This is a genomic window from Pseudophaeobacter sp. A-200-2, from assembly GCF_041008815.1.
GTDB lineage: Bacteria > Pseudomonadota > Alphaproteobacteria > Rhodobacterales > Rhodobacteraceae > Phycobacter > Phycobacter gallaeciensis_A.
Map to the genome: position 1 here is coordinate 48,528 of NZ_JAXGFU010000010.1, position 24,706 is coordinate 73,233.

The following is a 24,706-nucleotide window of genomic DNA, read 5'->3' on the forward strand; positions in this document are numbered from 1 at the left end:
ACACCTTTCAAAACTGCTACTCATAACAACCATAAAACCATAACCGAGCATACGTAAATGATGGTTAACGCCGCCGGGCTGCTGATCCGTGAAATACTACCGGCCCGGTGGCGCCGCCTGTGGAGAGAGCACAGGGACGTCCATCCGGGCGGGAGAAGGGGCGCGTTGCAACCCGTTTTAATCTTCTTCAGGCGGCTGCAAAATCCATCAGGAAGCCACGCGACGGATCGGTCTCTGCCAGCCGTTTGCGAACCGGTCCCAAGGCACCAAGGCATTGCGTGTCGATGATGCTTGCACCTGCGGTTTCCAGCGCCACGGCGATTGCCAGCGGTTCAAACGCACCCGACGGTCCCATCGGGTGAAATGTCTTCAGGCGGCTTTGCTGCGGCGTCATAGCGTCCTCCGGTTCCATTGAACGTTGCTCAATCCACCATACCCGACAGGCCTGGGCGCCGCAGCACGGCAGGAGAACAGTCCGCGATGCTGACGGGTTAGCCCTCCTATCCAAAAGGATGGGAAACGGTCCCCGCCCGCAGAAGACCCCGGAAACGCAAAAACCCGGGCGTTAGCGCCCGGGTTTTCTAAAGTTTTAAACTGACTGTGGATCAGTGCAGTTTGGCGTCCACATCCGCGATGGCCGCGTCGATCAGCTTGTTCGCCTCGGTTGCAGTCATCTGCTTGGCGATAACCTGATCCGCAGCTGCAACCGCGATGGAAATGGCCTGATCACGCACTTCCTTCACAGCCGATGCTTCGGCAGAAGCGATCTGCTCTTCGGCTGCAGCCAGACGGCGTGCAATCGAGGTTTCCAGATCGGATTTTGCTTCATCTGCGGCTTTGACGGCGTCCTCGCGGGCGGCCGCAACGATGCGGTCGGCCTGCGCCTGGACTTCCTGCTGCTTACGCTCGTAGGAGGCCAGGATGGTCTGGGCTTCTTCCCGCAGGGCGCGGGCTTCGTCCAGCTCTTTCTGGATACCTTCGGCGCGCGAATCTAGCTGGCTGCCCAGCAGGCTCGGCACCTTCACGAACAGCAGAATGCCGACGAACAGAAGGAAGGCGATCAGAACAACAAAGTTGGTGTTGCTCATGGACAGGAACGGACCACTTGCGGCAAAGGCCGGGGAAGTGGCGCCAAGGGTCAGGGCAATTGCCAGAACTGTGCGCATGTCCTTATCCTTTCATCCGTTCATCGACCGCAGCCGATACCGCTTTCGCGTCCGCCTTGCCGCCCAGTGCTGCAACCAGCGCCTCTGCGGTGTCGGTCGCCACAACCTTCACGCTTTCCAGCGCGCCGGCTTTGATCTCTGCGATGGCCTTTTCGGACTCGGCGGCCTTATCGGCGATCTGTGCATCCGCCTTGGCGATTGCATCGTTCAGATCGGCCTGAATTTCCGCGCGGGTCTCGGCGGCGATACGCTGCGCCTCGGCGCGTGCGTCGGCCAGAGCCTTGTTATATGCGTTTTCGGCCTCGACCGCTTTGGCTTTCAGATCTTCAGCCGCGGCGAGGTCATTGGTGATCGTTCCCTGGCGTTCCGCCAGTACCGCCGCAATGCGGGGCAGAGCCACGCGCGACAGAATGAGGTAGATCACGACCAGCGCAACGGCGAGCCAGAAGATCTGGTTTCCGAAGGTCGAGAAATCCAGTTGCGGCATGCCCGGTGCAGACCCGTGCGCTGCGTCCGCCGCGCCGTGTGCTGCCTCTTGCGTATTTGATGCCATGTCGTTCTCCTTGGGAACTTGCCGTTACACCGGGCAGCGCGATGATCCGCACTGCCCGGCCGTAAGGATTGAGGTTCCTGAGGTCTTAGACAGCGAACATCAGCAGCAGAGCGACCAGGAACGAGAAGATGCCCAGAGCTTCTGCAAAGGCGATGCCGATGAAGAGAGTTGCGGTCTGGCCGGCGGCTGCCGACGGGTTGCGCAGAGCGCCTGCCAGGAAGTTGCCGGCTACGTGGCCCACACCGATTGCGGCTGCGCCGGAACCGATTGCTGCCAGGCCTGCGCCGATGAACTGACCGAGTTGTGCGATATCGCCTTCCATGGGTTTTCTCCTTACGATGGAATTGGTGATTTAGGGTCTCGGGTGAGCCGGACAGCTCACCCGGATGAGGGAACGATCCTGCCTTAGTGGCTCGGGTGCAGTGCGTCCTTGAGGTACACGCAAGTCAGGATGGTAAAGACGTAGGCCTGGATGAAGGCCACAAGAACTTCGAGAGCGTAAACTGCGGTGATGGCAAAGATCGGCAGGAAGCTGAATGCGCCCAGAGCAGCGGCAAAACCTGCGAACACCTTCAGAACCGCGTGGCCAGCCATGACGTTACCCGCAAGACGAATGGAGTGGCTGACGGGGCGCACGAAGTAGGAAATAAGTTCGATGATAGCCAGGATGGGGCGCAGCGGCAGCGGCGCGCTCGACACCCAGAACAGGCCCAGGAAACCGGCGCCGTTCTTGACGAAACCGACGATGGTCACGGTGAAGAACACCAGCGCAGCCAGAACCGCGGTCACGGCGATGTGCGAGGTGGTGGTAAAGGACATCGGCAGCAGACCCAGGAAGTTCGCCATCACGATGAACATGAACAGGGTCATGATGTAGGGGAAGAACTTCACACCGTCCTTGCCTGCAACGTCTTCAACCATCTTGTAGATGAAGCCGTAGGCCAGTTCCGCAACCGACTGGGCACGGCTCGGCACGATGGCGCGGCGCGAAGAGCCCAGAACCAGCAGCGCGAAGACTGCAACAACCGCGAGGCCCATCCAGAGGGTCACGTTGGTGGGGGTGTACCAGGAAATGTGGTCACCGCCGAACAGCGGGGTCACGATGAACTGATCCATCGGGTGGATCGCCAGGGCGGCATGCTCGGGTGCAAACACAACCCCTGCTACAAGGGCCAGCACCAGTGCCGCGTAAAAGAAAATCTTGCCCATCTGTCCGTGTCTCCTGTCGCCAGTGCCTTCCCCCTTAGGGTCAGCCCCGGTCTTGCGCATTTTTGTCGGCCTCTTCGGCCAGTTTCTCGTTCTGGATCTCCTGCGCCGTGCGAAGCATCGTCTTCACCCCGGCGGCAAGCCCCAGCATTATGAACAGCACCATGAAGGTGGGCAGGGTTCCAAACAGGTGGTCCAGCCCGTATCCGATGCCAAAGCCGATCCCGAGACCGGCTACCAATTCGATCACCATCCGCCAGGCCTGATTGGCCAGAGAGTAGTGTTCATCCACGCGCGGCTTGGGCTCTTGGGCCTTACGCGCCTCCGCCAGCTTTGCCTCCAGCTGCGCCATGCGCTGCTTTTGGTCGTCATCTGTCACGGGCGCCATCCTCACGTGAATTCTGAAGAGGGTGCTAAGGGGTGCGGCGCTCAGAGTCAATTGCCCAGATAGGGCTGCGACAAGCGGCCTAATACACTGATATTAAGAAATATTTTAAACCATTACCTTCACCGGATTTGTCGAACATGGGGCCAGATACGTCGATTCCGGGCAAAAACCCTTATTCAACTTTTCGGTTAAGTAAGAAAACAGCGCCTAAGCGCAGCCCACATCCGAAGTGCCAACTTCCCCCGTCCCCTTATGCTGACAGCCGATGTTCACTCTTGCGTCTCCCCGCGACAGGACCGAGTGTGTGGAGATTAATTCAGGAGAGCAGCATAGACGTTCAAATCTTCGCGGCACTGGCCTCTGGCGCGCTGACGGCCGGTTTTATCAATGGCTTCGCCGGGTTCGGTACCGCGCTTGTCGCGTCAGGTTTTTGGTTCCTTGTCCTGCCGCCCCATATCGTGCCGCCGCTCATCATCGTGTCCGCATTGGCGGCGCAGCTTGTCGGCCTGCTTGGCCTGTCGGCCGAGTTGAACTGGCGCAAGAGCAGCTATTTGATCTCAGGTGGCATTCTTGGCGTTCCCATAGGCGCGGCCATGCTGGCCCTGCTTGACCCGGTCCTTGTCAAATCTGCGGTCGGTTGCTTTTTGGTTGCCTACGCGCTGCTGCAATTTGCAGGCTGGCCCCAAAAACGCACCAAAGCCCGGGCGGAAGGACACGCGGATCGGTTTGTCGGACTGGCCGGTGGCATCATGGGCGGCTTTGCCGGGCTGTCGGGTGTCGCACCGCTGGTCTGGCTGCAGCTCAGAGGCTTTAGCACCAACGAACAACGGGAACGCTATCAACCGTTCAATCTGTTGGTATTGGCATTTGCCGCTGGCGCCATGCTGATAATCGGAAAGCTGGACCAAGAGCTGATGTTCTTCGCTGCAATCTCAGCCCCCTTTACACTGACCGGCGCGTTTGTCGGTGTCAGGGCCTTCAAAGGCATAAGCGACGCGGGTTTTCGCAGAGCGGTTCTGCTTCTCTTGTTGATCTCTGGCGGGCTGATTGTCGCGCAAAGCCTGTAGCCCAGAGCCATCTCATCGATGCTTCCCTTTGCTGACGGCGCAGAATACTGTGCGCGAAGATGTCTAGTGATCTCGATACCGTCTTTGCCGCTCTCGCCGATCCCACCCGGCGGGCGATCCTGACCATGTTGCTCGAAGACGACATGGCCGTCACCGATGTGGCCGACCCGTTCGAGATGTCGCTGGCGGCGATTTCCAAGCATTTGACCATCCTGACCCGGGCCGGGCTCATCGCGCAGGAAAAACGCGGCCGGGTGAAATGGTGCAAGCTGCAACCGGACGCCCTGCGCAGCGCCTCGGTCTGGATGCAGGGGTTTGGCCAGTTCGAGCCGGTGAACCTTGATGCTTTTGAACGGTTTCTCGCCACCGAACTCGGCAGCGACACGGCAGAGGCCAGCGAATAACCCCATCGGGCCCGCCGCTCAGGTCGGGGCGCGGGCCGGTTTCGCGTCATTTTCCAGCAGCAGCACCAGCGCGATGACCGTCAGCGCGATCCCTACCAGCAGCAACCCCGATGGCACCGGGCGGCCCAACGCGATTTCCCAGACAATCACCCAACTGGGCGTCAGATAGGTATAGGCCATGACCTTGGCCGAGGGCAGGTGCAGGGTCGCATATTGGAGCAGCACAAAGGTCGTTGCGCTGGCAAAGATCGCAAGATAGAACAAGCCGATCCAGACGATGCCCGGCAAGTTCAGCCAGTCCGTGCTGCGGATGTCGTTCCAGCCAAAGACGGTCAGGATCACCCCGCCAGCGATCAGCATCCCGAAGGTGAAGACAACCGCAGGTTCACCGCGGTTCAGCTTGCGCACCATAGGGGTATAGATCGCGTGGGAAACACAGCCGATGAAATAGATCATTTCGCCCTGCCCGATCTCAAAGGCGGTAAAGGCGGACCAGTCGGCGCGGAAGATGACCCAGAGCGCGCCAGTGGCTCCGATGGCCAGCGCCAGCGCCATACGCGGCGTTGTCACCTGCCGCAGCAGGATCCAGCCGAAGACCCCGCTCATCACCGGGGTCAGGGTAAAGACCGCTGAGGCGCTGACCGGATCCGCTGTCTTCAGCCCATAGAACATCAGCACAAAATAGGCCGCGAACAGTCCGCCCAGCACCAGAAACCGCCAGGGAGCGCGAAAATGGCTGGCGCGGAACTTCCGTGTGCCGAGCGCCACAGCGCCGATCAGCACCGCCGCAAGGGCAAACCGCGCCGCATTGAGCGCCGCCGGGGCGATTTCATTGGCAACCATGACCCCGAGCGAGAAAGACCCCGCCACCAGAGCCGAAAACAAAAGCATGGCGATGTGGCCGCGCAGCGCCGGGGTCAGGCCACCCATTCTTTCGACCTTTCCTTCAGGAACTTCAGGAAGCTCTGCACCTTGTTGGTGCGGTGCAGGTCGACATGGGTGACCAGCCACAGGCTGCCTTCCCACTCCTTCAACGGCTCCATCATCGGCACCAGATTGCTGTGCCGGGCGGCTTCCCACAGGGACATGAAACCGATCCCGGCATCGGCCAGAATGGCCTCCTGCATCGCGACACCGTCCGTGCAGCGGAACATGATCGTCTCGGGCGTCGTGTGATCCCGCAGCCACCTGTTAAAGGGCGCCCGGCTGTCTGCGTTGTCGCTGCCGACGAAACGGTGGTTCGGCAGATCCTCGACACCTTTCAGCATGCCGTGCTTATCCACGTAACTTTGGGTGGCGAACAGCCCCACTCGCTGGCTCAGGAAGGGTTGTACCACGTTGTCGGGCTGATCGGGGGCATTGCCTGCCCGCAGCGCCACATGCGCCTCACCGTACTCCAGCCGAAACAGGCGCTCACCGGTCAGATAGCGGATGATCAATCCAGGATGCATCTGCTGGAACTCGGTCAGCACCGGCACCAGAAGATGCGACAGGGACGACAGAGAAGTCACCACCAGTTCACCCGTGACTTCATCCCCCTGCCCTTTGAGCCGCCCGGCCAGCTGGCTGAACTGATCATCCGTGGTCTGCGCCACCCGCAGCAGATCCTGCCCCGCTTCGGTCGGGGTATAGCCGCGCGCGTGACGCTGGAACAGTTTCACCCCCATCCGGGCTTCGATTGCGTCGATATGGCGGATGACCGTGGCGTGGTGGACCCCCAGAACCTCTGCCGCGCCGCTGACCGTTCCCATGCGAGCCACCTGATAGGCCGTACGCACCTCATCCCAGTTTTCCATTCCGGTCTCCGTCTGCAAATTACCCAGTTGCGCACGCACGCACACGAGCTGTGATTTATCAGCGATTGTGTTCAGTTTTGCAATCGTACATCTCAATAGCAGAGCTTCACTCGTGAACAGGAAAAAGACAATGACCAAGACCGTATTGCATATCGACTCCTCGGCCCGCCGCGAAGGTTCGGTGTCCCGTGACCTCAGCGCCAAGATCGTTGACCGCCTGGCAGCAGACACAGTTGTCCGCCGCGATCTGGCCACGCCGCTGCCGATGCTGAGCGAGGACTGGATCAATGCCAACTTCACCCCGGCCGATCAGCGCAGCGACGAGCAGAAACAGCTTCTGGCCCAGTCCGATGCCTTGGTGGAAGAACTGAAAGCCGCTGACACATTGGTCATCGGCGCGCCGATCTACAACTTTGCCGTTGCTTCCAGCCTCAAGGCCTGGATCGATCTGGTTGCCCGCGTCGGCGTGACCTTCAAATACACCGATCAAGGCCCGGTTGGCCTGCTGGAGGGCAAGCGCGCGATCATCGCCCTCGCCTCCGGCGGCACCGAAATCGGCTCCTCCATCGACTTTGCCTCCGGGTACCTGCGCTACATGCTGGGCTTCATGGGCATCACCGACGTCGAAATCGTGGCAGCTGACACGCTGGCCGTCGATGCGGATGCAGCCCTGGCGCGCGCCAACACCCAGATCGAGTCGCTGGCGGCCTGATCCCCGGCCCTTCTCGGGACACACAAAAAACAAAAGAGCCCTCGCATCGGGGGCTCTTTGCGTTTAAAATGCTGCCTGAATGGCAACAGGCCGGGCGATCAGGCCTCGATCTCTTTGATCATGTCGACGCGTGTTGCGTGGCGGCCACCTTCGAATTCGGCAGACAGAAAAGCGTCAGCGATCTCCAGCGCCAGACCTTCACCCACCACGCGGGCACCGATCGACAGGATATTGGCATCGTTGTGTTCGCGGATCATCCGGGCCGAAAACGGGTCAGAGCAAACGCCGCAGCGGATGCCTTTGACTTTGTTCGCGGCCATCATGATGCCCTGCCCGGTGCCACACAGGATGATGCCCAGGTCGCAATCGCCCGAAGCCACTTTCTGCGCCGCTGCTTCGCCGTGCTTGGGGTAATGGGTGCTTTCCGGCGAGGTCGGGCCGATGTCAACCACCTCCCAGCCCTGTGCCTCGATATGCTTGGCGATGGCCTGCCGCATGTCGATCGCGGCATGATCGCTGGAAAGAACGATACGTTTGGTGTCTGCCATGATGAAGGTGTTCCCTTGATGATGTTGCGGATCAGACGGCGGCTGTGCCTCAGATCCAGTTTACCGCAACCCCGATGCGGTCGAAGAATGCCAGAAGATCGCCGCGCGGCATGACCACGGTGCGGTCGTTGACCAGCGGATGCATGTTGATCACATCCACGTCCTGCGCGGCGCGATCCAGATAGAATGTCACATTCTTTTCGACGCCGGTGATCATCGCCAGCGGGCTGACAGCGCCGGGCCGGATGCCCAGATGCTCCATCAACCGGTCTGCCGATCCAAAGCTGAGCCCGGGCGCGCCGATCTCCTTGCCCAGTGCCTTGAGGTCAACCTCGCGGTCCTGCTCGACCGAGATCAGATAATTCCGCTTCTTGCGGTCACGCAAATAGAGGTTCTTGATCTTCAGCGCCGAGACACCCGGCTCGGCCATGTCGGCCTCGACCGTTTTGGCCTCTTCCACGGTCCGGAGCGGCACATGTTCATGCAGCCTGTAGGTCAGCCCCCAATCCTCCAGCCGCGCCAAGAGCGCGTCCGAGGAAACAGGCATGTCATCATGTTGATCGACTGTGGCGTCCACTTTCGCTTCCATAGGCTCGCATTCCGCTCTATCTGAACTGTCCAGTTGGCCCCTCTATTGCCGCAAATCGGCCGCAGGCACAATGCGGCCCCATCGCAGGCGCGCTCTGCACCGGTCTGCTCTGGTCCGCGCGGTTGACTCCTGCCCCCATCCGGCGTATCGACAGCCAACTTTCCGGAAGATCGCCCGAGTCTTCCGGTCCCCGTGAATTTGCCGGGGATCGCCCTCCACCAGCGTGTTACGCCCGTGGGGGCATTTGTGCATGGGCGTCATCGTCCCTACATACGGGGGCAGGAAACCGTAACCGGCTCAGGAGGCCGCAAGGCATGTTTGAAAATCTATCCGAACGCCTTTCCGGTGTTTTCGACCGGCTGACGAAACAGGGCGCCCTGTCCGAGGAAGACGTCAAGACCGCCCTGCGCGAGGTGCGCGTCGCGCTGCTGGAGGCGGACGTATCGCTGCCGGTCGCCCGCGAATTCGTCAAGAAGGTGCAAAACCAGGCCACCGGTCAGGCCGTGACCAAATCGGTCACCCCCGGCCAGCAGGTCGTCAAGATCGTGCACGATGCGCTGGTCGAGACTCTGCAGGGCGAAGGCGATCCCGGCGCGCTAAAAATCGACAACCCGCCCGCACCGATCCTGATGGTCGGTCTGCAGGGCTCGGGTAAGACCACCACCACCGGTAAGCTGGCCAAACGGCTGAAGGAAAAAGACGGCAAGAAGGTCCTGATGGCCTCGCTCGACGTCTATCGCCCGGCGGCGATGGATCAGCTGGCCGTTCTCGGCACCCAGATCGGCGTCGACACCCTGCCCATCGTACCGGGCCAGAAACCCGTCGACATCGCCAAGCGCGCCAAACAGCAGGCGGCGCTGGGTGGTTATGACGTCTATATGCTGGATACCGCCGGTCGCTTGCAGATCGACGAAGTCCTCATGCAGGAAGTCGAAGACGTGCGCGATGTCGTCTCGCCGCGTGAAACCCTGCTGGTTGTCGACGGTCTGACCGGTCAGGTCGCAGTCGAAGTCGCCGAGGAGTTCGACGCCAAGATCGGCATCTCCGGCGTGGTCCTCACGCGGATGGACGGCGACGGACGCGGCGGTGCGGCGCTTTCTATGCGCGCCGTCACCGGCAAGCCGATCCGCTTTGTCGGCCTGGGCGAAAAGATGGACGCCATCGAGACCTTTGAGCCGGACCGGATCGCGGGCCGGATTTTGGGCATGGGCGATATCGTTGCGCTAGTCGAAAAGGCCCAGGAAACCATCGAGGCCGAACAGGCCGAGCGTATGATGAAGCGCATGATGAAGGGTCATTTCAATATGAATGACCTGAAGATGCAGCTGGAACAGATGCTCCAGATGGGCGGCATGCAGGGCATGATGCAGATGATGCCCGGCATGGCAAAGATGGCCAAACAGGTCGAGGATTCCGGCATGGACGACAAGGTGCTGAAGCGCCAGATCGCCATGATCCAGTCGATGACCAAGAAAGAACGTGCCAACCCTGCCTTGTTGCAGGCCTCGCGCAAGAAACGCATCGCGGCCGGCTCCGGCATGGAGGTCTCCGACCTCAACAAGCTTCTGAAGATGCACCGCCAAATGGCGGATGTGATGAAGAAGATGGGCAAGATGGGCAAAGGCAAGATGCTGAAACAGGCCATGAAGGGCATGTTTGGCAAAGGCGGCGGTATGCCCGATATGGCAGGTGGTCTGCCCGGCGGCATGGATCCCAGCCAGATGGACCCCAAGGCGCTCGAAGCCGCAGCCAAGGCGATGGGCGGCAAGGGTGGCCTGCCCGGCGGTCTCTCCGGTTTTGGCAAGAAGAAGTAACAGCTCATGACCGTGACTATTCCTACCATCGAAACCGAACGCCTGATCCTGCGCGCGCCTGACATGTCGGATTTCGACGTGATGTGCGAATTCTACGCCTCCGAACGCGCCACCTACGTCGGTGGCCAGATGAAGCCCGAGCAGGTCTGGCGCCACCTCGCCTGCGAGATCGGTCACTGGCATATGCTGGGCTATGGCCGCTGGATGGTGGACGAGAAATCCACCGGCAAGGTTGCGGGCAACATTGGCCTCTGGAACCCGCACGGCTGGCCCGAGCCGGAAATCGGCTGGGACCTGTTCGAAGGTTTCGGCGGCAAGGGATACGCCACCGAGGCAGCCACCGCAGCGCGCTCTTTTGCTTATGACGTTCTGGGTTGGGACACCGTGATCAGCCTGGTGAACCCGGAAAACCACGCCTCGCGGGCGGTGGCGAAACGGCTTGGTGCGCGCCGCGATGGTGATTACACTCATCCGCGCCTTGGCACGCTGGAGCTTTGGCGTCACCTGTCCCCGGCAGAGGTCACCGACGGCGGCATGGAGGCGTATGCCTGATGCCAGCCTCCATCCCGACCATTGAAACCAAGCGTTTGATCCTCCGCGGCCCCGAGCCCGAGGATTATCCAAACTTTAAGGCGACATTTTCGTCTTATCGCGCGCGTTTCATGGGCGGGCCGCTGAACCCGTATGAATCCTGGATGCTTTATGCCGCTGAAATCGGCCACTGGCAGATCCGCGGCTTTGGCATGTGGATGATCCACGACAAGGTCACGGACGAGACCTACGGCATGGCGGGCGGCTGGAAACCCGCAGGCTGGCCCGAGCGTGAAATCGCCTGGATCATCTGGCCCGAAAAGGCTGGAAAAGGCTACGCGCTGGAGGCGACCAGCGCCGCGCGGAGATATTTCTACGACACCTTGGGCTGGAATGGGGCGGTCAGCTACATCGACCCCAAGAACCTCGATTCCATTCGCCTGGCCGAACGCCTTGGCGCCAAGAAGGACAATGACGCCGAGACCATCGACGGCAGCGACGCGGTCTACCGGCATCCGTCGCCCGAGGCGCTGAAGGGCAGCCAGATAGCCCATGGCATCGAGATGGAAATCAGCCACTACGCCGACCCGCTGTTCAAACCGAAAGGATGGGCCATTGACTGACATGAGCAATGATCCTGTTGCACGCGCCGCCGAAATCCTGAAAGGGCACCGCGAAAGCATCGACCGGCTGGACGCGATCCTTGTCTATACCCTCGGCGAACGCTTCAAGCACACCCAGGCAGTGGGCAAGCTGAAAGCTGAACACGACCTTCCCCCGTCCGATCCGGCCCGCGAGGCAAAGCAGATCGCACGGCTTGAAGACCTGGCAACTCAGGCGGACCTCGACCCTGAATTTGCCAAGGCGTTCCTGAACTTCATCATCGATGAGGTCATTCGCCACCACAAGAAACACCAAGAATAAGCGGGATCGAACCGAATACCGGAAATCCCGTTCAACGCCATCAAAGGAGAATGAAACCATGGCAATGAAAATTCGTCTGGCCCGCGGCGGCTCTAAAAAGCGTCCCTTCTACCGCATCGTGGCTGCTGACAGCCGCATGCCCCGTGACGGTCGCTTCATCGAGAAGCTCGGCACCTACAACCCGCTGCTGCCCAAAGACAGCGAAGAGCGCGTGAAAATGGACATGGAGCGTGTTCAGGCATGGCTCGACAAGGGCGCCCAGCCCACCGACCGTATCGCCCGGATGCTGGAAGCTGCCGGTGTGCGCGCCAAGACCGAGCGCAGCAACCCCAAGAAAGCTGTTCCCGGCAAGAAAGCGCAAGAGCGCGCAGAAGAGAAAGCCGCCAAGGCCGCCGAAGCTGCTGAAGCCGCTGAAGCACCCGCAGACGCGGAATAAGACCATGACGCTGCGAAAGACCCGTGATCAGGGCGCCTTCCCTGAGGGCTTTCGCAGCGAATTGGACCGGTTGATGCGGCTTCGGCGCGATGTGCGCCGTTTCCGCAGGGACCCTGTGGACGAGGCAGTGCTTGCGCGCTGCCTCTCTGCATTTCTGCTGGCGCCTTCGGTGGGGCTCAGCGAACCCTGGCGCATCCTGCGGATCGAAAGCGATACCGCCCGCGCCGCAGCTCTGAAGAATTTCGAAGCCGCCAACGCCGAAGCTTTGCAAGGCTACTCTGGCGCGCAGGCCAAACACTATGCCGGGCTGAAACTCTCAGGCATGCAGGAGGCCCCGGTGCAACTGGCGATCTATTGCGACGATGCCACCAGCAAGGGGCACGGTCTGGGCGCAGGCAGCATGCCGGAAATGCGGCGTTATTCCGTTGTCTGCGCCATCACCCTGTTCTGGCTGTCGCTGCGCGCCGAAGGGTTGGGCCTTGGCTGGGTCTCGGTGCTGGATCCCGAGCAGCTGAACCGCGATCTAAAGGCCCCGGAAGGTTGGCAGCTGATCGGCTATTTCTGCATTGGCCACCCCGAAGTCACCGAGGACGAGACCCCGGAACTGGAACAGCAAGGCTGGGAAAGCCGCCGGGACGGCCTGCCGGTCGAAACCCGCTGATCCGCAAGACGGCATCTGCCGACCTCTGGGAGGCGGCCAGCGAAACTTCGCCTTGTCATGAACACCCCAATGGCTCAGATAGGGTTGGATGAAACCGGTCTGCGATCAACAGTTACACAGGATACAGCCATGAGCGATCTGATTTGCATCGGCGCGGTGGCCGGCGCCTTCGGGGTACGGGGTGAAGTCCGCCTGAAAAGCTTTTGCGCCAATCCCGAGGACATCGAAACCTATGGCCCGCTCAGTTCTGAGGACGGCAGCCAGAGCTATACCGTGTCCCTAACATCGGTGGTCAAGAACGGCTTTGCCGCTCGGCTGGGCGGGGTGGAGACCAAGGAACAGGCCGATGCGTTGAAGGGGCTGCGCCTGTTTGCTCCGCGCGACCGTCTGCCGAGCCTACCCGATGATGAGTATTATCATGCCGACCTGATCGGTCTTGATGTCTATGATACCGGCGGCACCCTGCTGGGGCAGGTGAAATCGGTACAGAACCACGGCGCTGCCGATCTGTTGGAACTGCACGGCCCGGGGATGAAGAACACGGTTCTGCTGCCCTTTACCCTTGCGGCGGTCCCGACAGTGGATCTGGAACAGGGCCGGATCATCGCCGACCCGCCCGAAGGGCTGTTCTGAGCAACTGCAGCGCCTGCCAATCCTTACTGTTCAGTCGGTATGGTTTCTTTGAAACCAGTCAAAAACCGTCTCGACCCCACTCAGAAGGGTTATGTCCCGCTCCTGCAGCTCAGCCCCCGGTGCGGGTAGGCGCAGCCATGAGCGGTAGAGGCGATGCAGAAACAGGAACCGGAAAACCGGATCTTGCGTCACGGCCTGCCCGTAGCCTTGCTCAAAGGCGGCCCAGTCGCTGCACGCGACGCCGCCAAATCCAACCGCCTGCCCCTGCGCCCCGTCCCCTGTGGCCAAATGGTCAGGCAGGTTCGCCAGCCAGAGGTTGGCAATATCCGAATGCGGCAGGGAAAATCGGGCGTTGGAAAAATCGATGAACGAGACCAGATCCTCGGTGATCAGAATGTTCCTGAAATGCAGATCCCCATGCTGCAGCGCCGCCTGATAGGGCAGCCCTCGCGCCTCCCGCGCGAAGCGGTGCAGCATCGCACAGAGACCCAGAAACCTATTTGGCCTGCGGATCTGCAAATCGCCCGCCCGCACCTTGGCAGCCCGGCCCTGCACCCGCGCCAGATGCGGTTTTGGCCAAAACCGGCGCTGCTCCACTGCTCCGGCCGCATGCAACTGCGCCACGGCACCGCCAATCCGGCGCAGCAGAACCGCCCTATTGCCCAGACCGTGATCCGCAAAGGACAGCTCGCGATAAGCCGTTTCGCCGGGCGCAAACTCAAAAAGCGCGATGGGGCGCTCCGGATCCAGCCAGATCAAGTCCGGCACATTGACGCCCGGTACATCGCGCAGCGCCTGCGCCGCCGCGCGGTGGCGTTCGTGGTGGGCGCGCAAGGCCGCCAGGTTGCCCTCAGAAAAATCCGCCCGCAGCACGAAACGACGTTCGTCCGCCGTCCGGATCCCCAGAACCGCGCGGCTGTCCTGCCGGGACGAATTCACCTGCATCATACTGAAAGCGGCCCCATCCGGCGGCAGGCCGGTTTCTGCAGCGATCTGCGGCCAAAGCGCCATCGCACGCTGCTCCACCTCTGCCACGGATGGCTTCTGGTGGAAGGCAGGCAGCCGGTTCATCATTTCATCGGGCATGGCAGGGGCAAAGCTTTCTGTTGCGACCGGCCCAGTTTCAACTAAACAACGGGATATGAGCAACCCGACAAAATCCCATGGCCGCAAGGCGATCCGCCCAACGCTGAAACCGCGTGAACTGATGACTCCGACTCCGGATCTGGCCGGGGTGTGGAAGGTCAAGATCATGACCCTGTTCCCCACCGCCTTTCCCGGTGTGCTGGGCGAAAGCCTTACCGGCAAGGCCCTGCAGGAAGGGCTGTGGCAGATGGAGACCATCGACCTGCGCCAGTTCGGCGTCGGCAAGCATCGTAACGTGGATGACACCCCCGCAGGCGGCGGCGCCGGGATGGTGCTGCGCCCCGATGTGCTGGGCGAGGCGATCGACCATGCCATGGATGGGGTGCAGGGCAACTGGCCGCTGATCTACCTGTCGCCGCGCGGGCGGCGCATGGACCAGAAGATGATGCAGAACCTTGCGCGTTGCGACAGCATGACCCTGCTGTGCGGGCGGTTCGAAGGCGTCGATGAACGGGTGCTGGAACACTATGGCATTCAGGAAGTCAGCCTCGGCGATTTCGTGATGACCGGCGGTGAAATCGCAGCGCAGGCCCTGATCGACGCCACCGTGCGACTGATCCCCGGCGTCCTGGGCAACCAGGCCTCAACCGAGGAGGAAAGCTTTTCCTCCGGGCTGCTGGAACATCCGCAATACACTCGCCCCGCCGAATGGAAGGGCCGCGAGATCCCCGAGATCCTGATGTCCGGCCATCACGGCAAGATCGCCGAATGGCGTCACCAGATGAGTGAAGAAATCACCAAGGCGCGCCGCCCGGACCTGTGGGACGCCTATTGCGAGACCAAGAAGGACTGATCCGGGGACGGGACCTATACAGCCCCCGGCCCCGCCGCGTCAGGGCGCGGCGTTGTTCTTCTTGACGGTCAGGTCCGTCCCCTTGCGGAAGGTGATGTCCCCCTTGGACTGCTTGCGCTCGGTCTCCCAGCCCAGTTGCCCCGAGGAAATGCTATCGTCGGGATAATGCGTCTTCAGTTTCCAGGCGCCGCCGCCTGCGCTGCGCTCCAGCACCACCCGGCAATGGGGGATCATCTTCACCCCGCCATCGCGTTCAATGAACTTGACGTTCAGCGCCTTGAACAGCTGGTCCATGGTCTGCGCGCCGGTTTCGAATTTCTTCAGTTCGCTCTTCACTGTGGACACATCGACAGCGTCACCATCCCGCTCGACCGCGTAGCCCCAGCCAACCGAACTGGATGGCTTGCCCAAGAGCACGGTCAGATTCTTGAACTCGGTGGTGACCGCCGTGTGGTCCGAGGTGTTGCCCTCGGCCCAATGGGTGAAATCCTTGAGCTTGTTGGCCACGTCCAGCGCCGCCTCTACCGCTTCTTTTTCCAGAACCGGCGTGGCCCACATCGACCCTTTGCCGCCGCTGTACTGGGTCCTGTCGAACTTGTTGACGATATTCTGCGCGGTATTGTCGATGTCAGCGATCACGCGTTTGCCGTCCTCTTCGGTGTAGGTGACCTTGACCTGGTTCCAGGTTTCCGTCTGCGTCACACCTTTTTCCTGACGGCTGACGCCCGAAGTATTGCCATCCTGATCCGGGGTGACGCCATCCTGCGTTGAGGCGCGCATCGCCTGGCGCTCCATCCCGGTCTGTGCGCCGTGGCGACCGGTGCCATGTCCCTCGCCACCCTCTTCGGCCTTTAGCCGCTCCTCCTGCCAGGCCTGCGCCTCGGCCTGTTTCTTGATCAGCGCCTCGATCTGGGCCCGGGCCTGATCCACCGGTACGCTGTCGAGCATCTCATCCAGCGCCGAGATGCGTGATTTGATATTGCCCAGTGCGGTGACGAATGCCTTTTCCTTCTCCAGCTTCTCGCTTTTCATCTTTTCGATGTTTTCAAGCAGCTCGCTGCGCGAGGTCTCCAGCACCTGACGCGCCTTGTCGAGCCGATCTGAACTGGCATCGACCTGACGCTGCTTGGAGGCGATGTCCTTTGGCTTGGTCAGCCCCGACAGAGTGTCCTGCAGATCCTTCAACACGCCCGCCTCACGGGTCACGGCGGCCTCCAGTTTCTTCAACTTTTCCGCTTCGGATTTGATGCGCGAGGCGAGCACCTTGGCAGCCTGTCCTGCTTCGGATTTGTCAAAGTCAGAACTGCGTTTCTCGGCGCTCTGCTCCTCAGAGGCCAGCGCCTCCTTCACATAGCCGACCATTTCCTTGTCGAGCTGCTCCAACCGTTTCTGTCCGTCGGCCCATTCACCCTTTTTGAAATGCTCGACGACGGCTGCGAAATGCTGACGCAGCGCCTTGCGCTCGTCGTCCATGATCTTGCCTTTGACCTTGTCAAAGCGAGCCGTGGTTGCCTTCAGCCGGGTCTTGGCGTTGACCTCTTCGCGCGACGCCTCCGAGCCGCCGCCGATCAGGCCAATCAGCTCTTCCATCCGGGTGTTGAGTTTGCTCAAGATCGCGGCTGCCTTGTCCACCGCGCTGTCCTTCTGCTCCTCAATCTGGCCGAACAGGATGCGCAGCTCCTTGCGTTCCTCGTCGGTGATCTTGCCCTTGATCTTGTCAAACCGCGACACCACAGCCTGCAGCCGTTTTTCGAACTTACCATCGGCGCTGTCCGCCCCGCCAGCGTCCACATCCGCGTCCACGATCTTATAGGCGAACTGCGTGCCCTTCATGACCGGCTTCAGATTCTTTTCCAGAATCTTGCCCTTGACCGGGCTCAGCTTCAGGGTGCCATCCTCAACAAAACAGCGGCCGACGGCGTGCGTCTTGGCCTTGGCTTTCAGCTCTTTCAGCAACGGCGCGGCGGTCTCTCCGACCACCAGAATAGTCTGCGGCGCGCCATTGAGCGCCACCTGATCGTAGTAATGAAACTCGCTCAGGCTCGCGTCGAGCTTTTTGAGTTCCTTCTTCAGCTCCGCCTTGTAGCTTTGTTCACTATTGAAAATATCCAGCTTTTTGAAAGGCATGGTCACTCCTCCTACCCATGAGGCACATTTAAACAGCACGGCCAGAAAGAGCCGCCGCAACAACTTGATCTATCAATTCCCCCAAACGGTAGCCCCATAAGCCCCGGCGAGCAAAACAAAAGCGTTGCGAAGAAGTGGGGTTACGGCACAATTCCCTTGAAACATTGGCGCCACAGGCCTAAAAGCCGCTCGTCTGGTACCGGATTCGGTTCCGGGCGTTTTGCCTATGTGCGCATATCCTGCCTGACTTTCTTCGGTCATCTGACAGGGCGCGGATCGGCACTCAGGAACGATCGGTGTGATCTCTGGCGGGCTGCACAAGCGGGACCCGGTGAAGACCAAGAGCTCTCATATCCGCGCAAAACTTCGTGGAACAACCACGAGCAAAATAGGAGAAGATCAGATGGACCTGATCGCACAGCTGGAGGCGGAACAAGTTGCCGCCCTGGGGAAAGAGATCCCCGATTTCAAAGCCGGTGACACCATCCGCGTCGGCTACAAAGTGACCGAAGGCTCGCGTAGCCGTGTTCAGAACTACGAAGGCGTCTGCATCAGCCGCAAGAACGGTTCTGGCATCGCCGGTTCCTTCACCGTCCGCAAGATTTCGTTTGGCGAAGGCGTGGAGCGTGTGTTCCCGCTGCATTCGACCAACATCGACAGCATCACCGTCGTGCGCCGTGGCCGCGTGCGTCGTTCCAAGCTGTACTACCTGCGTTCGCGTCGCGGCAAATCCGCCCGTATCGCTGAAGACGCAAACTACAAAGCTAAAGCGTAAGGAGTGGTATCATGAAAGCCGACACCCATCCCGACTACCACTTCATCGACGTCAAAATGACCGATGGCACCATCATCAAGATGCGTTCCACCTGGGGCAAGGACGGCGACCAGCTGTCGCTGGACATCGACCCCTCCGTGCACCCCGCATGGACCGGCGGTTCGACCCGCCTGATGGACGCCGGTGGCCGCGTGTCCAAGTTCAAAAAGAAATACGAAGGTCTGGGCTTCTAAGACCAACTATCTGTTTCGAACGAAAACCGCTCCATTCGGGGCGGTTTTTTTATTTTTGGCGCAAGCACAAATGAGATAGAGGCCATGCATAGCCCGAGCGAAAATTGTAAAATCTTTTCAAATTGACAAGCTTTTTGGGGCACAGTTTTTCGAAATCGTGGATACACTGAAACGAAAGGCCGCAGCCAATGCTCTCCCAAGCCAGCCCTTCCCGCATCAAAAACCTCCCCGAGGCTTTGGCGGGGAATCGAGGGCATGGAACCCCCGTGAGCCAATCGGAAGTCACTGCGGCGGTTACTCTTTTCCGAGAAGGCAGGATCTCAGACGCCCTGTCCACAGCACAAGCTCTGGCGAAACGCTCCCCCGACTTGGTCCCATTGCTGGACTTGCAGGGCGCGTGCCTGAAGGCCCAAGGCGACCTCCTAGGCGCTCTGGATTTCTTCAAACGCAGTCTGGAGGCTGGAGGCAATCCCGCCATCGGGCATTTCAATATCGGCGCTATACTTCTTCAAATCAATTACCTTGATCTCGCAACCGAACACCTGAGCAAGGCCGTCGTCCTAGATCCGAAAAACCCGGCGGCGAGCAGAGCACTGGCCATGTCCCTGAACGAACAAGGCCACTATGCGGAAGCCGTGCATATCATCTCAGCTCTTATCGAGAACAATCCGGTTACCGATGAATTACTCAACGTACTGGGCCTATCACTACGCCGCCTTAACCGTCTGACAGAGGCGAAGGCCTGCTATAATTCGGTGACCCCGACCTCACCAGCTGGTGGAGAAGCCCAATATCAGCTTGGCCTCATTGCATTATCCGAAAACAAAAATGACACCGCAAAGCAGCATTTCCAGAACGCTCTGGACCTAAATCCCCGGCTGACGCCCGTGCACCGCAACATGTCCCTGGTGATCACCTATGACAAGGATCATCCCCACCTGAGAGACATGCAACAACTCCTCAACGAGGGCGACCTGCAGCCCAGCGCAGAAAGCGAACTGCGTTTTGCGCTCTACAAAGCTCTGAATGATACCAGGCAGTACGACGCCGCATTTGAGCATCTGGAACAGGGCAACAGCCTCAAGAAGCAAACGATCAGATATTCGATCGAGAAGGACGAAGGCATATTTGCGTACCTGAAGCATACCTTTGCTGAACCGGCACCGGTTGCCACATCTGAGCTCGGCTTTCGGCCAATTTTCATCGTCGGGCTGCCGCGCTCAGGCACAACGGTAACGGAACGCATCCTATGCGGCTGCGAAGGTGTGACAGGCGCTGGCGAATTGCAGTATTCCACAACTGCCATGTCCAAGCTGATGCAGCAGATGGCAACAAAGAAGCAAACGAAATTCACACAAGCCGACGCACAGGCCCTGCGAGACGCAGTTGGGCAGGCCATGCAGGGTCACGCCAATGGCGCACCTGTTGTAATCGACAAGATGCCGCTCAACTTTCGTTGGGTCGGCGGCCTTCTGGCAGCTTTCCCCGAGGCGCGGATCGTCTACACCACGCGCATGCCCCGCGATCAGCTCTGGTCTCTTTATCAGGTTTGCATGGCGGGTAGTGGCAATGGGTTCAGCTATGATCTCAGCGACATTGCCCAATATCAGGCTCTAACGCGGGACCTGATGCAACACTGGATGCGGCTGTTTCCGGACCAGATCCATCAACTGGACTATCACGCGCTCACGAAAGATCCCGAAGAGCACATCCGGCCATTGGTGGATTTCTGCGGGCTGGAATGGTCCGATGACTGCCTGCATCCAGAAAACCGTGAGAGCGCCATTCAAACGGCATCGTTGCAGCAGGCGCGACAGCCCATCTATCATCGCTCGACCCCGGATTGGTTGCCCTATGAGACACATCTTGCACCGGCATTCGAGCAGTTGAACCAATTGGCGCTTTAACTGCGCCGGAACGAAGTGTGCCAATTAACACATGGCATCCTGCGGCAGTGCATCAGTTGCACTGGTGCCCCCGCCTGATGCGGCAAAAAATCAGGCTCTAATTGGGGTAGTTCAACGCTTTTCATTGATTCGGGCACTGTCTATAGTCCGCAGAAAATCGCTCCCGCGGCGCGGGGAACCAAAGGGATCATTGAATGGCGCATATCATTGTCGTCGGCAACGAAAAGGGCGGTGCGGGGAAATCCACCGTCTCCATGCATGTGGCAACCGCTCTGGCACGGCTGGGGCACAAGGTGGCGGCGCTGGATCTGGATCTGCGGCAACGCTCGCTTGGTCGGTATCTGGAGAACCGCAAGGCCTTCATGACCCAGGCCGGGCTGGAACTGCCGATTGTCGATCTGCACGAATTGCCGGACATCGATCCCGACAGTCTGCAACCGGGCGAAAACATCTATGATCACCGCCTGTCCGCTGCCGTCTCCAGCCTGGAGCCGGACAATGATTTCATCCTGATCGACTGTCCCGGCTCGCACACCCGGCTGAGCCAGGTGGCGCATTCGCTGGCCGATACGCTGATCACGCCGCTGAACGACAGTTTCGTCGATTTCGACCTGCTGGCCCATACCGATGACAAGGGCGACAAGATCACCGGCCCGTCGGTCTATTCGGAAATGGTCTGGAATGCGCGCCAGTTGCGGGCGCAGGCCGGGCTGAAACCCATCGACTGGATCGTGATCCGCAACCGCGTGGGCACCCAGCGCATGGTCAACAAGGAAAAGATGGAGCGCGCCATCAACATGCTGTCCAAACGGATCGGCTTCCGCGTCGCCCCCGGTTTTTCAGAGCGGGTGATTTTCCGCGAACTCTTCCCGCGCGGCCTGACTCTGCTGGATCTCAAGGACGTGGGCGTCAAACAGCTGAACATCTCCAACATCGCGGCCCGGCAAGAGCTGCGGGACATGATGAAAGAGCTGAACCTGCCGGGCGTCGAGATCAATATCTGAGTCCTGCCCGGCTCGCTCCCCTCTTTGGCGCCGGATCAGTCCTTACCGAGGCTGATCCGGCGTCTCGTAGATGGTGAACAATTCGATCGGCTCGGCCACGCTGCGCAGCATGTAGCGGCCGAGAGATACCAGATCGTGCCCCGCCTCTGCCCCGGCGCGCTGCACCTCCTGTGACAGGATCACGCTTTGCCCGACCGAGTGGTGCAAGCCGGAAATCCGCGCCGTCTGGTTGACGATCGGCCCGATCACGGTGAAATCCAGTCGGTTTTCCGAACCGATATTGCCATAAAGAATGTCCCCGGCGTGCAGCGCCAGGGTGAACCCCGGCGCAGGCAGTCCTGCCTCGGCCCGCTCGATATTGCGCAGGCGGATCTTCTGACGCAGCTCACTCGCCGCATCCAAAGCCGCCTTGGCGTCCTTGCTGAGCGAACCGAGGTTAAACATCGTTAGCATCCCATCGCCCATGAACTTCAGGATATTGCCCCCGTGGGACTGGATCACGGTCACGGCAATGCCGAAATAATCGTTCAGCATGTCGATCACCTCGGGGCCCGGCACCTGCTCGGCGAGGCTGGTAAAGCCTTTGAGATCGAACAGGCAGATGACCGCGTTGATCCGGTCCGACGACCCGCGCTGGATTTCGCCAGACAGCACTCGCCGCCCGGCATCGCGCCCCAGATAGACCTGCAACAGATCCTTGGCCATCTGCTGGTTTGACATCGACTTCAGCGCCAGACCCAAATGCGGCGCGATACTGCGCAGCAAGGACAAATCGCGTTCGCTGAAACCATCCGGGTGATCGCTGCTCAGAGAGATCAACACCCCTTCGGAGGGCCTGCTGGGATCCAGCGGGACCTTTTCGTCGGAAAACCGCAGGCCAAAGGCGAAATAGTCGGTCACGCCCTGCGCCCGCAGATCCCCCAGCATTGGGAAACGGACGACATGCTGATCATTCAGATCCGAGCGGAATTCCTCCAGATCCTCAGCCAGAAGATGGAACAGCGGGCTTTGCAGCCAGGCATCGCGCGGCGCCTGCCGGTGCTCGTAGCGTTCCTGAGACATCCCGCCAGTGCGGGTCCAGCTGAACCCGATCCCGCCGAACTGCGGGTGAAAGGCTCTTTGCGCCAGATGAAACCGCCACAGGGGCATGCCGAGGGCGACCATCTGCTCGCAGAACGCCTGCAGGAAACCTTCGCGCTCATGGCTGCGCAGCCCTTGCTCGGTCAGCCAGGAGATCAAGGCGGGGGCTCGGCTGTCTGTCTGATCCACGGGAAAGGGTCCTCGGTTTGCGCGGGTGTTTTGCCAGTATCCGGCACTCTCTGTGTTCGGCAGTATCTGGGGTGCCGAAGTCCGAATGTCTATTCCTCGATTCCAGCCAACTGACGCAACATGCGCCGAAGGGTCTGTTCCTCTTCTGGGCTGAACCGGGCCGCAAGCTGCTTGTCATAGCTTGCCGCCTGCCCGCGCAGGTCGCGATAGGCCGCCTCCCCCGCCGGGGTCAGCTTCAGGTGCTCCGACCGCCGGTCCGCCGTATCCCTGTTGCGGGTGATGAAGCGGCGCTCGGTTAGCTTTGCCACCGCCCGGCTGATCTTGGTCTTGTGGATCTTGGCGCGCTGACCGATCTCCTTGGCCGTCATGGTGCCATAAGTGCCAAGGTGGAACAGTACCCGCCATTCGTTGCGCAGCATCCCATAACGGTTCTTGTAATAGGACTGAAAGGCAAGCGAGCTTTCCTCGGCCGCACGGTTCAGCAGGAACGGCAGGAAATCCTGCAAAGCGAAATCATCTTTTTCGGTCATTTGCCCCTCCAACCCTTGTTAGTTACAAAATCAACTATTACCCCGGCAAGCGGAAAAGGAGGAACGCGCCATGAATCGACCCACAAATCCCTATGAGATGGTCCAGGCCCCTTCGCTTGCTGGCCCGCACGAGGGCTATATGCCCGGCTTTGGCAACGACTATGAAACCGAGGCTCTGCCCGGCGCCCTGCCCCAGGGCATGAACAGCCCGCAGAAATGCAATTACGGTCTTTACGGCGAGCAGCTGAGCGGCACCGCTTTCACCGCCGAGCGTGTTGAGCGCACCTGGTGCTACCGCATCCGCCCTTCGGTGAAGCACTCGCACCGGTATGAAAAGATCGACCTGCCCTATTGGAAATCCGCGCCCTGCGTCGATCCCGATGTGACCTCGCTCGGTCAGTATCGCTGGGATCCGGTGGCCCACGGCGGCGAGCCGCTAACTTGGCTGACCGGCATGCGCACCATGACCACCGCAGGCGATGTGAACACCCAGGTCGGCATGGCCAGCCATGTCTATCTTATCACCGAATCCATGAAGGACAGCTATTTCTTCTCGGCTGACAGTGAGCTCCTGGTCGTCCCGCAGGAGGGCCGCCTGCGCTTCTGTACAGAACTCGGCATCATCGATCTGGAGCCGAAGGAAATCGCCATCCTGCCGCGCGGCCTGCTGTATCGGGTCGAAGTTCTGGAAGGCCCCGCACGCGGTTTCGTCTGCGAAAACTACGGTCAGAAGTTCGAACTGCCGGGCCGTGGCCCGATCGGCGCCAACTGCATGGCCAACCCGCGCGACTTCAAGGCGCCCGTGGCGGCGTTTGAGGACCGCGAGGTGCCCTCGACCGTGACCATAAAATGGTGTGGCCAGTTCCACGAGACCAAGATCGGCCATTCGCCGCTGGATGTGGTCGCCTGGCACGGCAACTATGCGCCGGTGAAGTACGATCTGCGCACCTATTGCCCGGTCGGCGCGGTCCTGTTCGATCACCCCGATCCCTCGATCTTCACCGTGCTGACCGCGCCTTCGGGCCAGCCGGGCACCGCGAATATCGACTTCGTGCTGTTCCGCGAACGCTGGATGGTGGCGGAAAACACCTTCCGCCCGCCCTGGTATCACAAGAACATCATGTCCGAGCTGATGGGCAATATCTATGGCCAGTATGACGCGAAACCCCAGGGCTTCATCCCCGGCGGCATGTCTTTGCACAACATGATGCTGCCGCATGGGCCGGACAAGAACGCATTCGAAGGCGCGTCGAACTCGAACCTCGGGCCGGAGAAGCTGGAAAACACCATGTCCTTCATGTTCGAAACCCGCTTCCCGCAGCACCTGACCGAATTCGCCGCCAAGGAAGCGCCGCTTCAGGACGATTACATCGACTGCTGGGCCGACATCGAAAAGAAATTCGACGGCACGCCGGGCCTGAAGTAAGCCTGTAGCCATAGCCGTTTTCAGCGCCGGGGTGATCCCGGCGCCCGCACATAACACTTGGGAGACAC

The 24,706-nt window shown here is 60.3% G+C and carries 30 protein-coding genes; 16 read left to right on the forward strand and 14 right to left on the reverse strand.

All coding sequences use genetic code 11. The annotated features are described in order from the left end of the window. Positions 1 to 187: 187 nt before the first annotated feature. The 6 genes from SM766_RS15715 to SM766_RS15740 form a co-directional block, all read right to left on the reverse strand. On the reverse strand, positions 188 to 394 hold the full coding sequence (locus SM766_RS15715; RefSeq protein ID WP_065271556.1) for a hypothetical protein: 207 nt from the start codon (positions 392 to 394) through the stop codon (positions 188 to 190). A 211-nt stretch (positions 395 to 605) separates the two neighbouring features. Further along, the gene (locus SM766_RS15720; protein WP_065271557.1) at positions 606 to 1,166 is read right to left on the reverse strand and encodes a F0F1 ATP synthase subunit B; all 561 of its coding nucleotides are present in this window, start codon (positions 1,164 to 1,166) and stop codon (positions 606 to 608) included. Positions 1,167 to 1,170: 4 nt separating this feature from the next. Further along, positions 1,171 to 1,719, reverse strand: coding sequence for a F0F1 ATP synthase subunit B' (locus SM766_RS15725; RefSeq protein WP_274833337.1), 549 nt, complete (start codon positions 1,717 to 1,719; stop codon positions 1,171 to 1,173). A gap of 85 nt (positions 1,720 to 1,804) precedes the next feature. Further along, positions 1,805 to 2,041, reverse strand: coding sequence for a F0F1 ATP synthase subunit C (locus SM766_RS15730; protein ID WP_008205040.1), 237 nt, complete (start codon positions 2,039 to 2,041; stop codon positions 1,805 to 1,807). Positions 2,042 to 2,124: 83 nt separating this feature from the next. Beyond that, positions 2,125 to 2,928, reverse strand: coding sequence for a F0F1 ATP synthase subunit A (locus tag SM766_RS15735; RefSeq protein WP_347509732.1), 804 nt, complete (start codon positions 2,926 to 2,928; stop codon positions 2,125 to 2,127). Between the two features lie 40 nt (positions 2,929 to 2,968). Next, positions 2,969 to 3,313, reverse strand: a complete 345-nt coding sequence (locus tag SM766_RS15740) for an AtpZ/AtpI family protein (RefSeq protein ID WP_368948394.1) — start codon at positions 3,311 to 3,313, stop codon at positions 2,969 to 2,971. A 275-nt stretch (positions 3,314 to 3,588) separates the two neighbouring features. Between SM766_RS15740 and SM766_RS15745 the strand changes: the two genes are divergently transcribed. Continuing rightward, complete coding sequence (locus SM766_RS15745) at positions 3,589 to 4,380, forward strand: sulfite exporter TauE/SafE family protein (RefSeq protein ID WP_368948395.1); 792 nt, start codon at positions 3,589 to 3,591, stop codon at positions 4,378 to 4,380. 59 nt (positions 4,381 to 4,439) lie between these two features. Then, positions 4,440 to 4,784, forward strand: a complete 345-nt coding sequence (locus tag SM766_RS15750) for an ArsR/SmtB family transcription factor (RefSeq protein ID WP_368948396.1) — start codon at positions 4,440 to 4,442, stop codon at positions 4,782 to 4,784. Between the two features lie 18 nt (positions 4,785 to 4,802). Here the strand turns inward: SM766_RS15750 and SM766_RS15755 are convergent, their stop codons facing one another. Together SM766_RS15755 and SM766_RS15760 are read right to left on the reverse strand one after the other, a co-directional pair. Continuing rightward, positions 4,803 to 5,714, reverse strand: a complete 912-nt coding sequence (locus SM766_RS15755) for a DMT family transporter (protein ID WP_368948397.1) — start codon at positions 5,712 to 5,714, stop codon at positions 4,803 to 4,805. Next, positions 5,702 to 6,580, reverse strand: a complete 879-nt coding sequence (locus SM766_RS15760; protein WP_368948398.1) for a LysR family transcriptional regulator — start codon at positions 6,578 to 6,580, stop codon at positions 5,702 to 5,704. The genes SM766_RS15755 and SM766_RS15760 overlap by 13 nt, the downstream gene beginning before the upstream one ends. Before the next feature lie 130 nt (positions 6,581 to 6,710). Between SM766_RS15760 and SM766_RS15765 the strand changes: the two genes are divergently transcribed. Then, positions 6,711 to 7,292, forward strand: a complete 582-nt coding sequence (locus tag SM766_RS15765; RefSeq protein WP_065271562.1) for an FMN-dependent NADH-azoreductase — start codon at positions 6,711 to 6,713, stop codon at positions 7,290 to 7,292. Positions 7,293 to 7,390: 98 nt separating this feature from the next. Here SM766_RS15765 and rpiB read toward each other — a convergent pair whose 3' ends face one another. After that, the gene (rpiB, locus tag SM766_RS15770) at positions 7,391 to 7,840 is read right to left on the reverse strand and encodes a ribose 5-phosphate isomerase B (protein ID WP_368948399.1); all 450 of its coding nucleotides are present in this window, start codon (positions 7,838 to 7,840) and stop codon (positions 7,391 to 7,393) included. Between the two features lie 49 nt (positions 7,841 to 7,889). Further along, on the reverse strand, positions 7,890 to 8,429 hold the full coding sequence (locus tag SM766_RS15775) for a prolyl-tRNA synthetase associated domain-containing protein (protein ID WP_274839984.1): 540 nt from the start codon (positions 8,427 to 8,429) through the stop codon (positions 7,890 to 7,892). Between the two features lie 314 nt (positions 8,430 to 8,743). Between SM766_RS15775 and ffh the strand changes: the two genes are divergently transcribed. The 7 genes from ffh to rimM all read left to right on the forward strand — a co-directional run bounded on the left by ffh (position 8,744) and on the right by rimM (position 13,428). After that, the gene (gene ffh, locus SM766_RS15780) at positions 8,744 to 10,243 is read left to right on the forward strand and encodes a signal recognition particle protein (protein WP_368948400.1); all 1,500 of its coding nucleotides are present in this window, start codon (positions 8,744 to 8,746) and stop codon (positions 10,241 to 10,243) included. 6 nt (positions 10,244 to 10,249) lie between these two features. Then, a complete protein-coding gene (locus SM766_RS15785; protein ID WP_368948401.1) occupies positions 10,250 to 10,795 on the forward strand; it encodes a GNAT family N-acetyltransferase in 546 nt (181 codons plus the stop codon). Beyond that, the gene (locus SM766_RS15790; RefSeq protein WP_368948402.1) at positions 10,795 to 11,397 is read left to right on the forward strand and encodes a GNAT family N-acetyltransferase; all 603 of its coding nucleotides are present in this window, start codon (positions 10,795 to 10,797) and stop codon (positions 11,395 to 11,397) included. The genes SM766_RS15785 and SM766_RS15790 overlap by 1 nt, the downstream gene beginning before the upstream one ends. A 1-nt stretch (position 11,398) precedes the next feature. Further along, the gene (locus SM766_RS15795) at positions 11,399 to 11,698 is read left to right on the forward strand and encodes a chorismate mutase (protein WP_065271567.1); all 300 of its coding nucleotides are present in this window, start codon (positions 11,399 to 11,401) and stop codon (positions 11,696 to 11,698) included. A gap of 58 nt (positions 11,699 to 11,756) precedes the next feature. Beyond that, the gene (gene rpsP / locus SM766_RS15800; protein WP_274833327.1) at positions 11,757 to 12,134 is read left to right on the forward strand and encodes a 30S ribosomal protein S16; all 378 of its coding nucleotides are present in this window, start codon (positions 11,757 to 11,759) and stop codon (positions 12,132 to 12,134) included. 4 nt (positions 12,135 to 12,138) lie between these two features. Then, positions 12,139 to 12,795 carry a 5,6-dimethylbenzimidazole synthase gene (gene bluB, locus SM766_RS15805; RefSeq protein ID WP_368948403.1) on the forward strand — a complete coding sequence of 219 codons (657 nt, stop codon included), beginning with the start codon at positions 12,139 to 12,141 and terminating at the stop codon, positions 12,793 to 12,795. 129 nt (positions 12,796 to 12,924) lie between these two features. Next, positions 12,925 to 13,428 carry a ribosome maturation factor RimM gene (gene rimM, locus SM766_RS15810; RefSeq protein WP_274838251.1) on the forward strand — a complete coding sequence of 168 codons (504 nt, stop codon included), beginning with the start codon at positions 12,925 to 12,927 and terminating at the stop codon, positions 13,426 to 13,428. Between the two features lie 30 nt (positions 13,429 to 13,458). Here rimM and SM766_RS15815 read toward each other — a convergent pair whose 3' ends face one another. Then, the gene (locus SM766_RS15815) at positions 13,459 to 14,514 is read right to left on the reverse strand and encodes an aminoglycoside phosphotransferase family protein (RefSeq protein ID WP_368948404.1); all 1,056 of its coding nucleotides are present in this window, start codon (positions 14,512 to 14,514) and stop codon (positions 13,459 to 13,461) included. Positions 14,515 to 14,569: 55 nt separating this feature from the next. Here SM766_RS15815 and trmD point away from each other — a divergent pair, with 55 nt between their 5' ends. Beyond that, complete coding sequence (trmD, locus tag SM766_RS15820) at positions 14,570 to 15,367, forward strand: tRNA (guanosine(37)-N1)-methyltransferase TrmD (RefSeq protein WP_368948405.1); 798 nt, start codon at positions 14,570 to 14,572, stop codon at positions 15,365 to 15,367. A gap of 39 nt (positions 15,368 to 15,406) precedes the next feature. On the opposite strand, the gene SM766_RS15825 is transcribed toward trmD, so the two are convergent. Then, positions 15,407 to 17,494, reverse strand: coding sequence for a coiled-coil domain-containing protein (locus tag SM766_RS15825; protein WP_368948406.1), 2,088 nt, complete (start codon positions 17,492 to 17,494; stop codon positions 15,407 to 15,409). A gap of 403 nt (positions 17,495 to 17,897) precedes the next feature. Here SM766_RS15825 and rplS point away from each other — a divergent pair, with 403 nt between their 5' ends. The 4 genes from rplS (at position 17,898) to SM766_RS15845 (ending at position 21,413) form a co-directional block, all read left to right on the forward strand. After that, entirely contained in the window at positions 17,898 to 18,269 is a 372-nt protein-coding gene (rplS, locus tag SM766_RS15830) for a 50S ribosomal protein L19 (protein WP_065273597.1), read from the forward strand. Positions 18,270 to 18,280: 11 nt separating this feature from the next. After that, the gene (rpmE, locus tag SM766_RS15835; RefSeq protein WP_368948407.1) at positions 18,281 to 18,502 is read left to right on the forward strand and encodes a 50S ribosomal protein L31; all 222 of its coding nucleotides are present in this window, start codon (positions 18,281 to 18,283) and stop codon (positions 18,500 to 18,502) included. A gap of 266 nt (positions 18,503 to 18,768) precedes the next feature. Next, entirely contained in the window at positions 18,769 to 20,409 is a 1,641-nt protein-coding gene (locus SM766_RS15840; RefSeq protein ID WP_368948408.1) for a tetratricopeptide repeat-containing sulfotransferase family protein, read from the forward strand. Between the two features lie 194 nt (positions 20,410 to 20,603). Next, positions 20,604 to 21,413 carry a division plane positioning ATPase MipZ gene (locus SM766_RS15845; RefSeq protein WP_065271575.1) on the forward strand — a complete coding sequence of 270 codons (810 nt, stop codon included), beginning with the start codon at positions 20,604 to 20,606 and terminating at the stop codon, positions 21,411 to 21,413. A gap of 42 nt (positions 21,414 to 21,455) precedes the next feature. On the opposite strand, the gene SM766_RS15850 is transcribed toward SM766_RS15845, so the two are convergent. Beyond that, positions 21,456 to 22,682 (reverse strand): adenylate/guanylate cyclase domain-containing protein, encoded by a 1,227-nt coding sequence (locus SM766_RS15850; RefSeq protein WP_274830327.1) that lies wholly within the window; start codon positions 22,680 to 22,682, stop codon positions 21,456 to 21,458. An 89-nt stretch (positions 22,683 to 22,771) separates the two neighbouring features. Next, a complete protein-coding gene (locus SM766_RS15855) occupies positions 22,772 to 23,212 on the reverse strand; it encodes a MarR family winged helix-turn-helix transcriptional regulator (RefSeq protein WP_065273598.1) in 441 nt (146 codons plus the stop codon). A gap of 70 nt (positions 23,213 to 23,282) precedes the next feature. On the opposite strand from SM766_RS15855, the gene hmgA reads away from it, so the two are divergent. Further along, on the forward strand, positions 23,283 to 24,638 hold the full coding sequence (gene hmgA, locus SM766_RS15860; protein ID WP_368948409.1) for a homogentisate 1,2-dioxygenase: 1,356 nt from the start codon (positions 23,283 to 23,285) through the stop codon (positions 24,636 to 24,638). Positions 24,639 to 24,706 lie beyond the last annotated feature (68 nt).

What these genes read in the sequence shown, in the direction of transcription:
- SM766_RS15715 (WP_065271556.1), bottom strand. Translation starts at nt 394, where the DNA reads ATGACGCCGCAGCAAAGCCGCCTGAAGACATTTCACCCGATGGGACCG.
- SM766_RS15720 (WP_065271557.1), bottom strand. Translation starts at nt 1,166, where the DNA reads ATGCGCACAGTTCTGGCAATTGCCCTGACCCTTGGCGCCACTTCCCCG.
- SM766_RS15725 (WP_274833337.1), bottom strand. Translation starts at nt 1,719, where the DNA reads ATGGCATCAAATACGCAAGAGGCAGCACACGGCGCGGCGGACGCAGCG.
- SM766_RS15730 (WP_008205040.1), bottom strand. Translation starts at nt 2,041, where the DNA reads ATGGAAGGCGATATCGCACAACTCGGTCAGTTCATCGGCGCAGGCCTG.
- SM766_RS15735 (WP_347509732.1), bottom strand. Translation starts at nt 2,928, where the DNA reads ATGGGCAAGATTTTCTTTTACGCGGCACTGGTGCTGGCCCTTGTAGCA.
- SM766_RS15740 (WP_368948394.1), bottom strand. Translation starts at nt 3,313, where the DNA reads ATGGCGCCCGTGACAGATGACGACCAAAAGCAGCGCATGGCGCAGCTG.
- SM766_RS15750 (WP_368948396.1), top strand. Translation starts at nt 4,440, where the DNA reads ATGTCTAGTGATCTCGATACCGTCTTTGCCGCTCTCGCCGATCCCACC.
- SM766_RS15755 (WP_368948397.1), bottom strand. Translation starts at nt 5,714, where the DNA reads ATGGGTGGCCTGACCCCGGCGCTGCGCGGCCACATCGCCATGCTTTTG.
- SM766_RS15760 (WP_368948398.1), bottom strand. Translation starts at nt 6,580, where the DNA reads ATGGAAAACTGGGATGAGGTGCGTACGGCCTATCAGGTGGCTCGCATG.
- SM766_RS15765 (WP_065271562.1), top strand. Translation starts at nt 6,711, where the DNA reads ATGACCAAGACCGTATTGCATATCGACTCCTCGGCCCGCCGCGAAGGT.
- rpiB (WP_368948399.1), bottom strand. Translation starts at nt 7,840, where the DNA reads ATGGCAGACACCAAACGTATCGTTCTTTCCAGCGATCATGCCGCGATC.
- SM766_RS15775 (WP_274839984.1), bottom strand. Translation starts at nt 8,429, where the DNA reads ATGGAAGCGAAAGTGGACGCCACAGTCGATCAACATGATGACATGCCT.
- ffh (WP_368948400.1), top strand. Translation starts at nt 8,744, where the DNA reads ATGTTTGAAAATCTATCCGAACGCCTTTCCGGTGTTTTCGACCGGCTG.
- SM766_RS15785 (WP_368948401.1), top strand. Translation starts at nt 10,250, where the DNA reads ATGACCGTGACTATTCCTACCATCGAAACCGAACGCCTGATCCTGCGC.
- SM766_RS15790 (WP_368948402.1), top strand. Translation starts at nt 10,795, where the DNA reads ATGCCAGCCTCCATCCCGACCATTGAAACCAAGCGTTTGATCCTCCGC.
- SM766_RS15795 (WP_065271567.1), top strand. Translation starts at nt 11,399, where the DNA reads ATGAGCAATGATCCTGTTGCACGCGCCGCCGAAATCCTGAAAGGGCAC.
- rpsP (WP_274833327.1), top strand. Translation starts at nt 11,757, where the DNA reads ATGGCAATGAAAATTCGTCTGGCCCGCGGCGGCTCTAAAAAGCGTCCC.
- bluB (WP_368948403.1), top strand. Translation starts at nt 12,139, where the DNA reads ATGACGCTGCGAAAGACCCGTGATCAGGGCGCCTTCCCTGAGGGCTTT.
- rimM (WP_274838251.1), top strand. Translation starts at nt 12,925, where the DNA reads ATGAGCGATCTGATTTGCATCGGCGCGGTGGCCGGCGCCTTCGGGGTA.
- SM766_RS15815 (WP_368948404.1), bottom strand. Translation starts at nt 14,514, where the DNA reads ATGCCCGATGAAATGATGAACCGGCTGCCTGCCTTCCACCAGAAGCCA.
- trmD (WP_368948405.1), top strand. Translation starts at nt 14,570, where the DNA reads ATGAGCAACCCGACAAAATCCCATGGCCGCAAGGCGATCCGCCCAACG.
- SM766_RS15825 (WP_368948406.1), bottom strand. Translation starts at nt 17,494, where the DNA reads ATGCCTTTCAAAAAGCTGGATATTTTCAATAGTGAACAAAGCTACAAG.
- rplS (WP_065273597.1), top strand. Translation starts at nt 17,898, where the DNA reads ATGGACCTGATCGCACAGCTGGAGGCGGAACAAGTTGCCGCCCTGGGG.
- rpmE (WP_368948407.1), top strand. Translation starts at nt 18,281, where the DNA reads ATGAAAGCCGACACCCATCCCGACTACCACTTCATCGACGTCAAAATG.
- SM766_RS15845 (WP_065271575.1), top strand. Translation starts at nt 20,604, where the DNA reads ATGGCGCATATCATTGTCGTCGGCAACGAAAAGGGCGGTGCGGGGAAA.
- SM766_RS15855 (WP_065273598.1), bottom strand. Translation starts at nt 23,212, where the DNA reads ATGACCGAAAAAGATGATTTCGCTTTGCAGGATTTCCTGCCGTTCCTG.
- hmgA (WP_368948409.1), top strand. Translation starts at nt 23,283, where the DNA reads ATGAATCGACCCACAAATCCCTATGAGATGGTCCAGGCCCCTTCGCTT.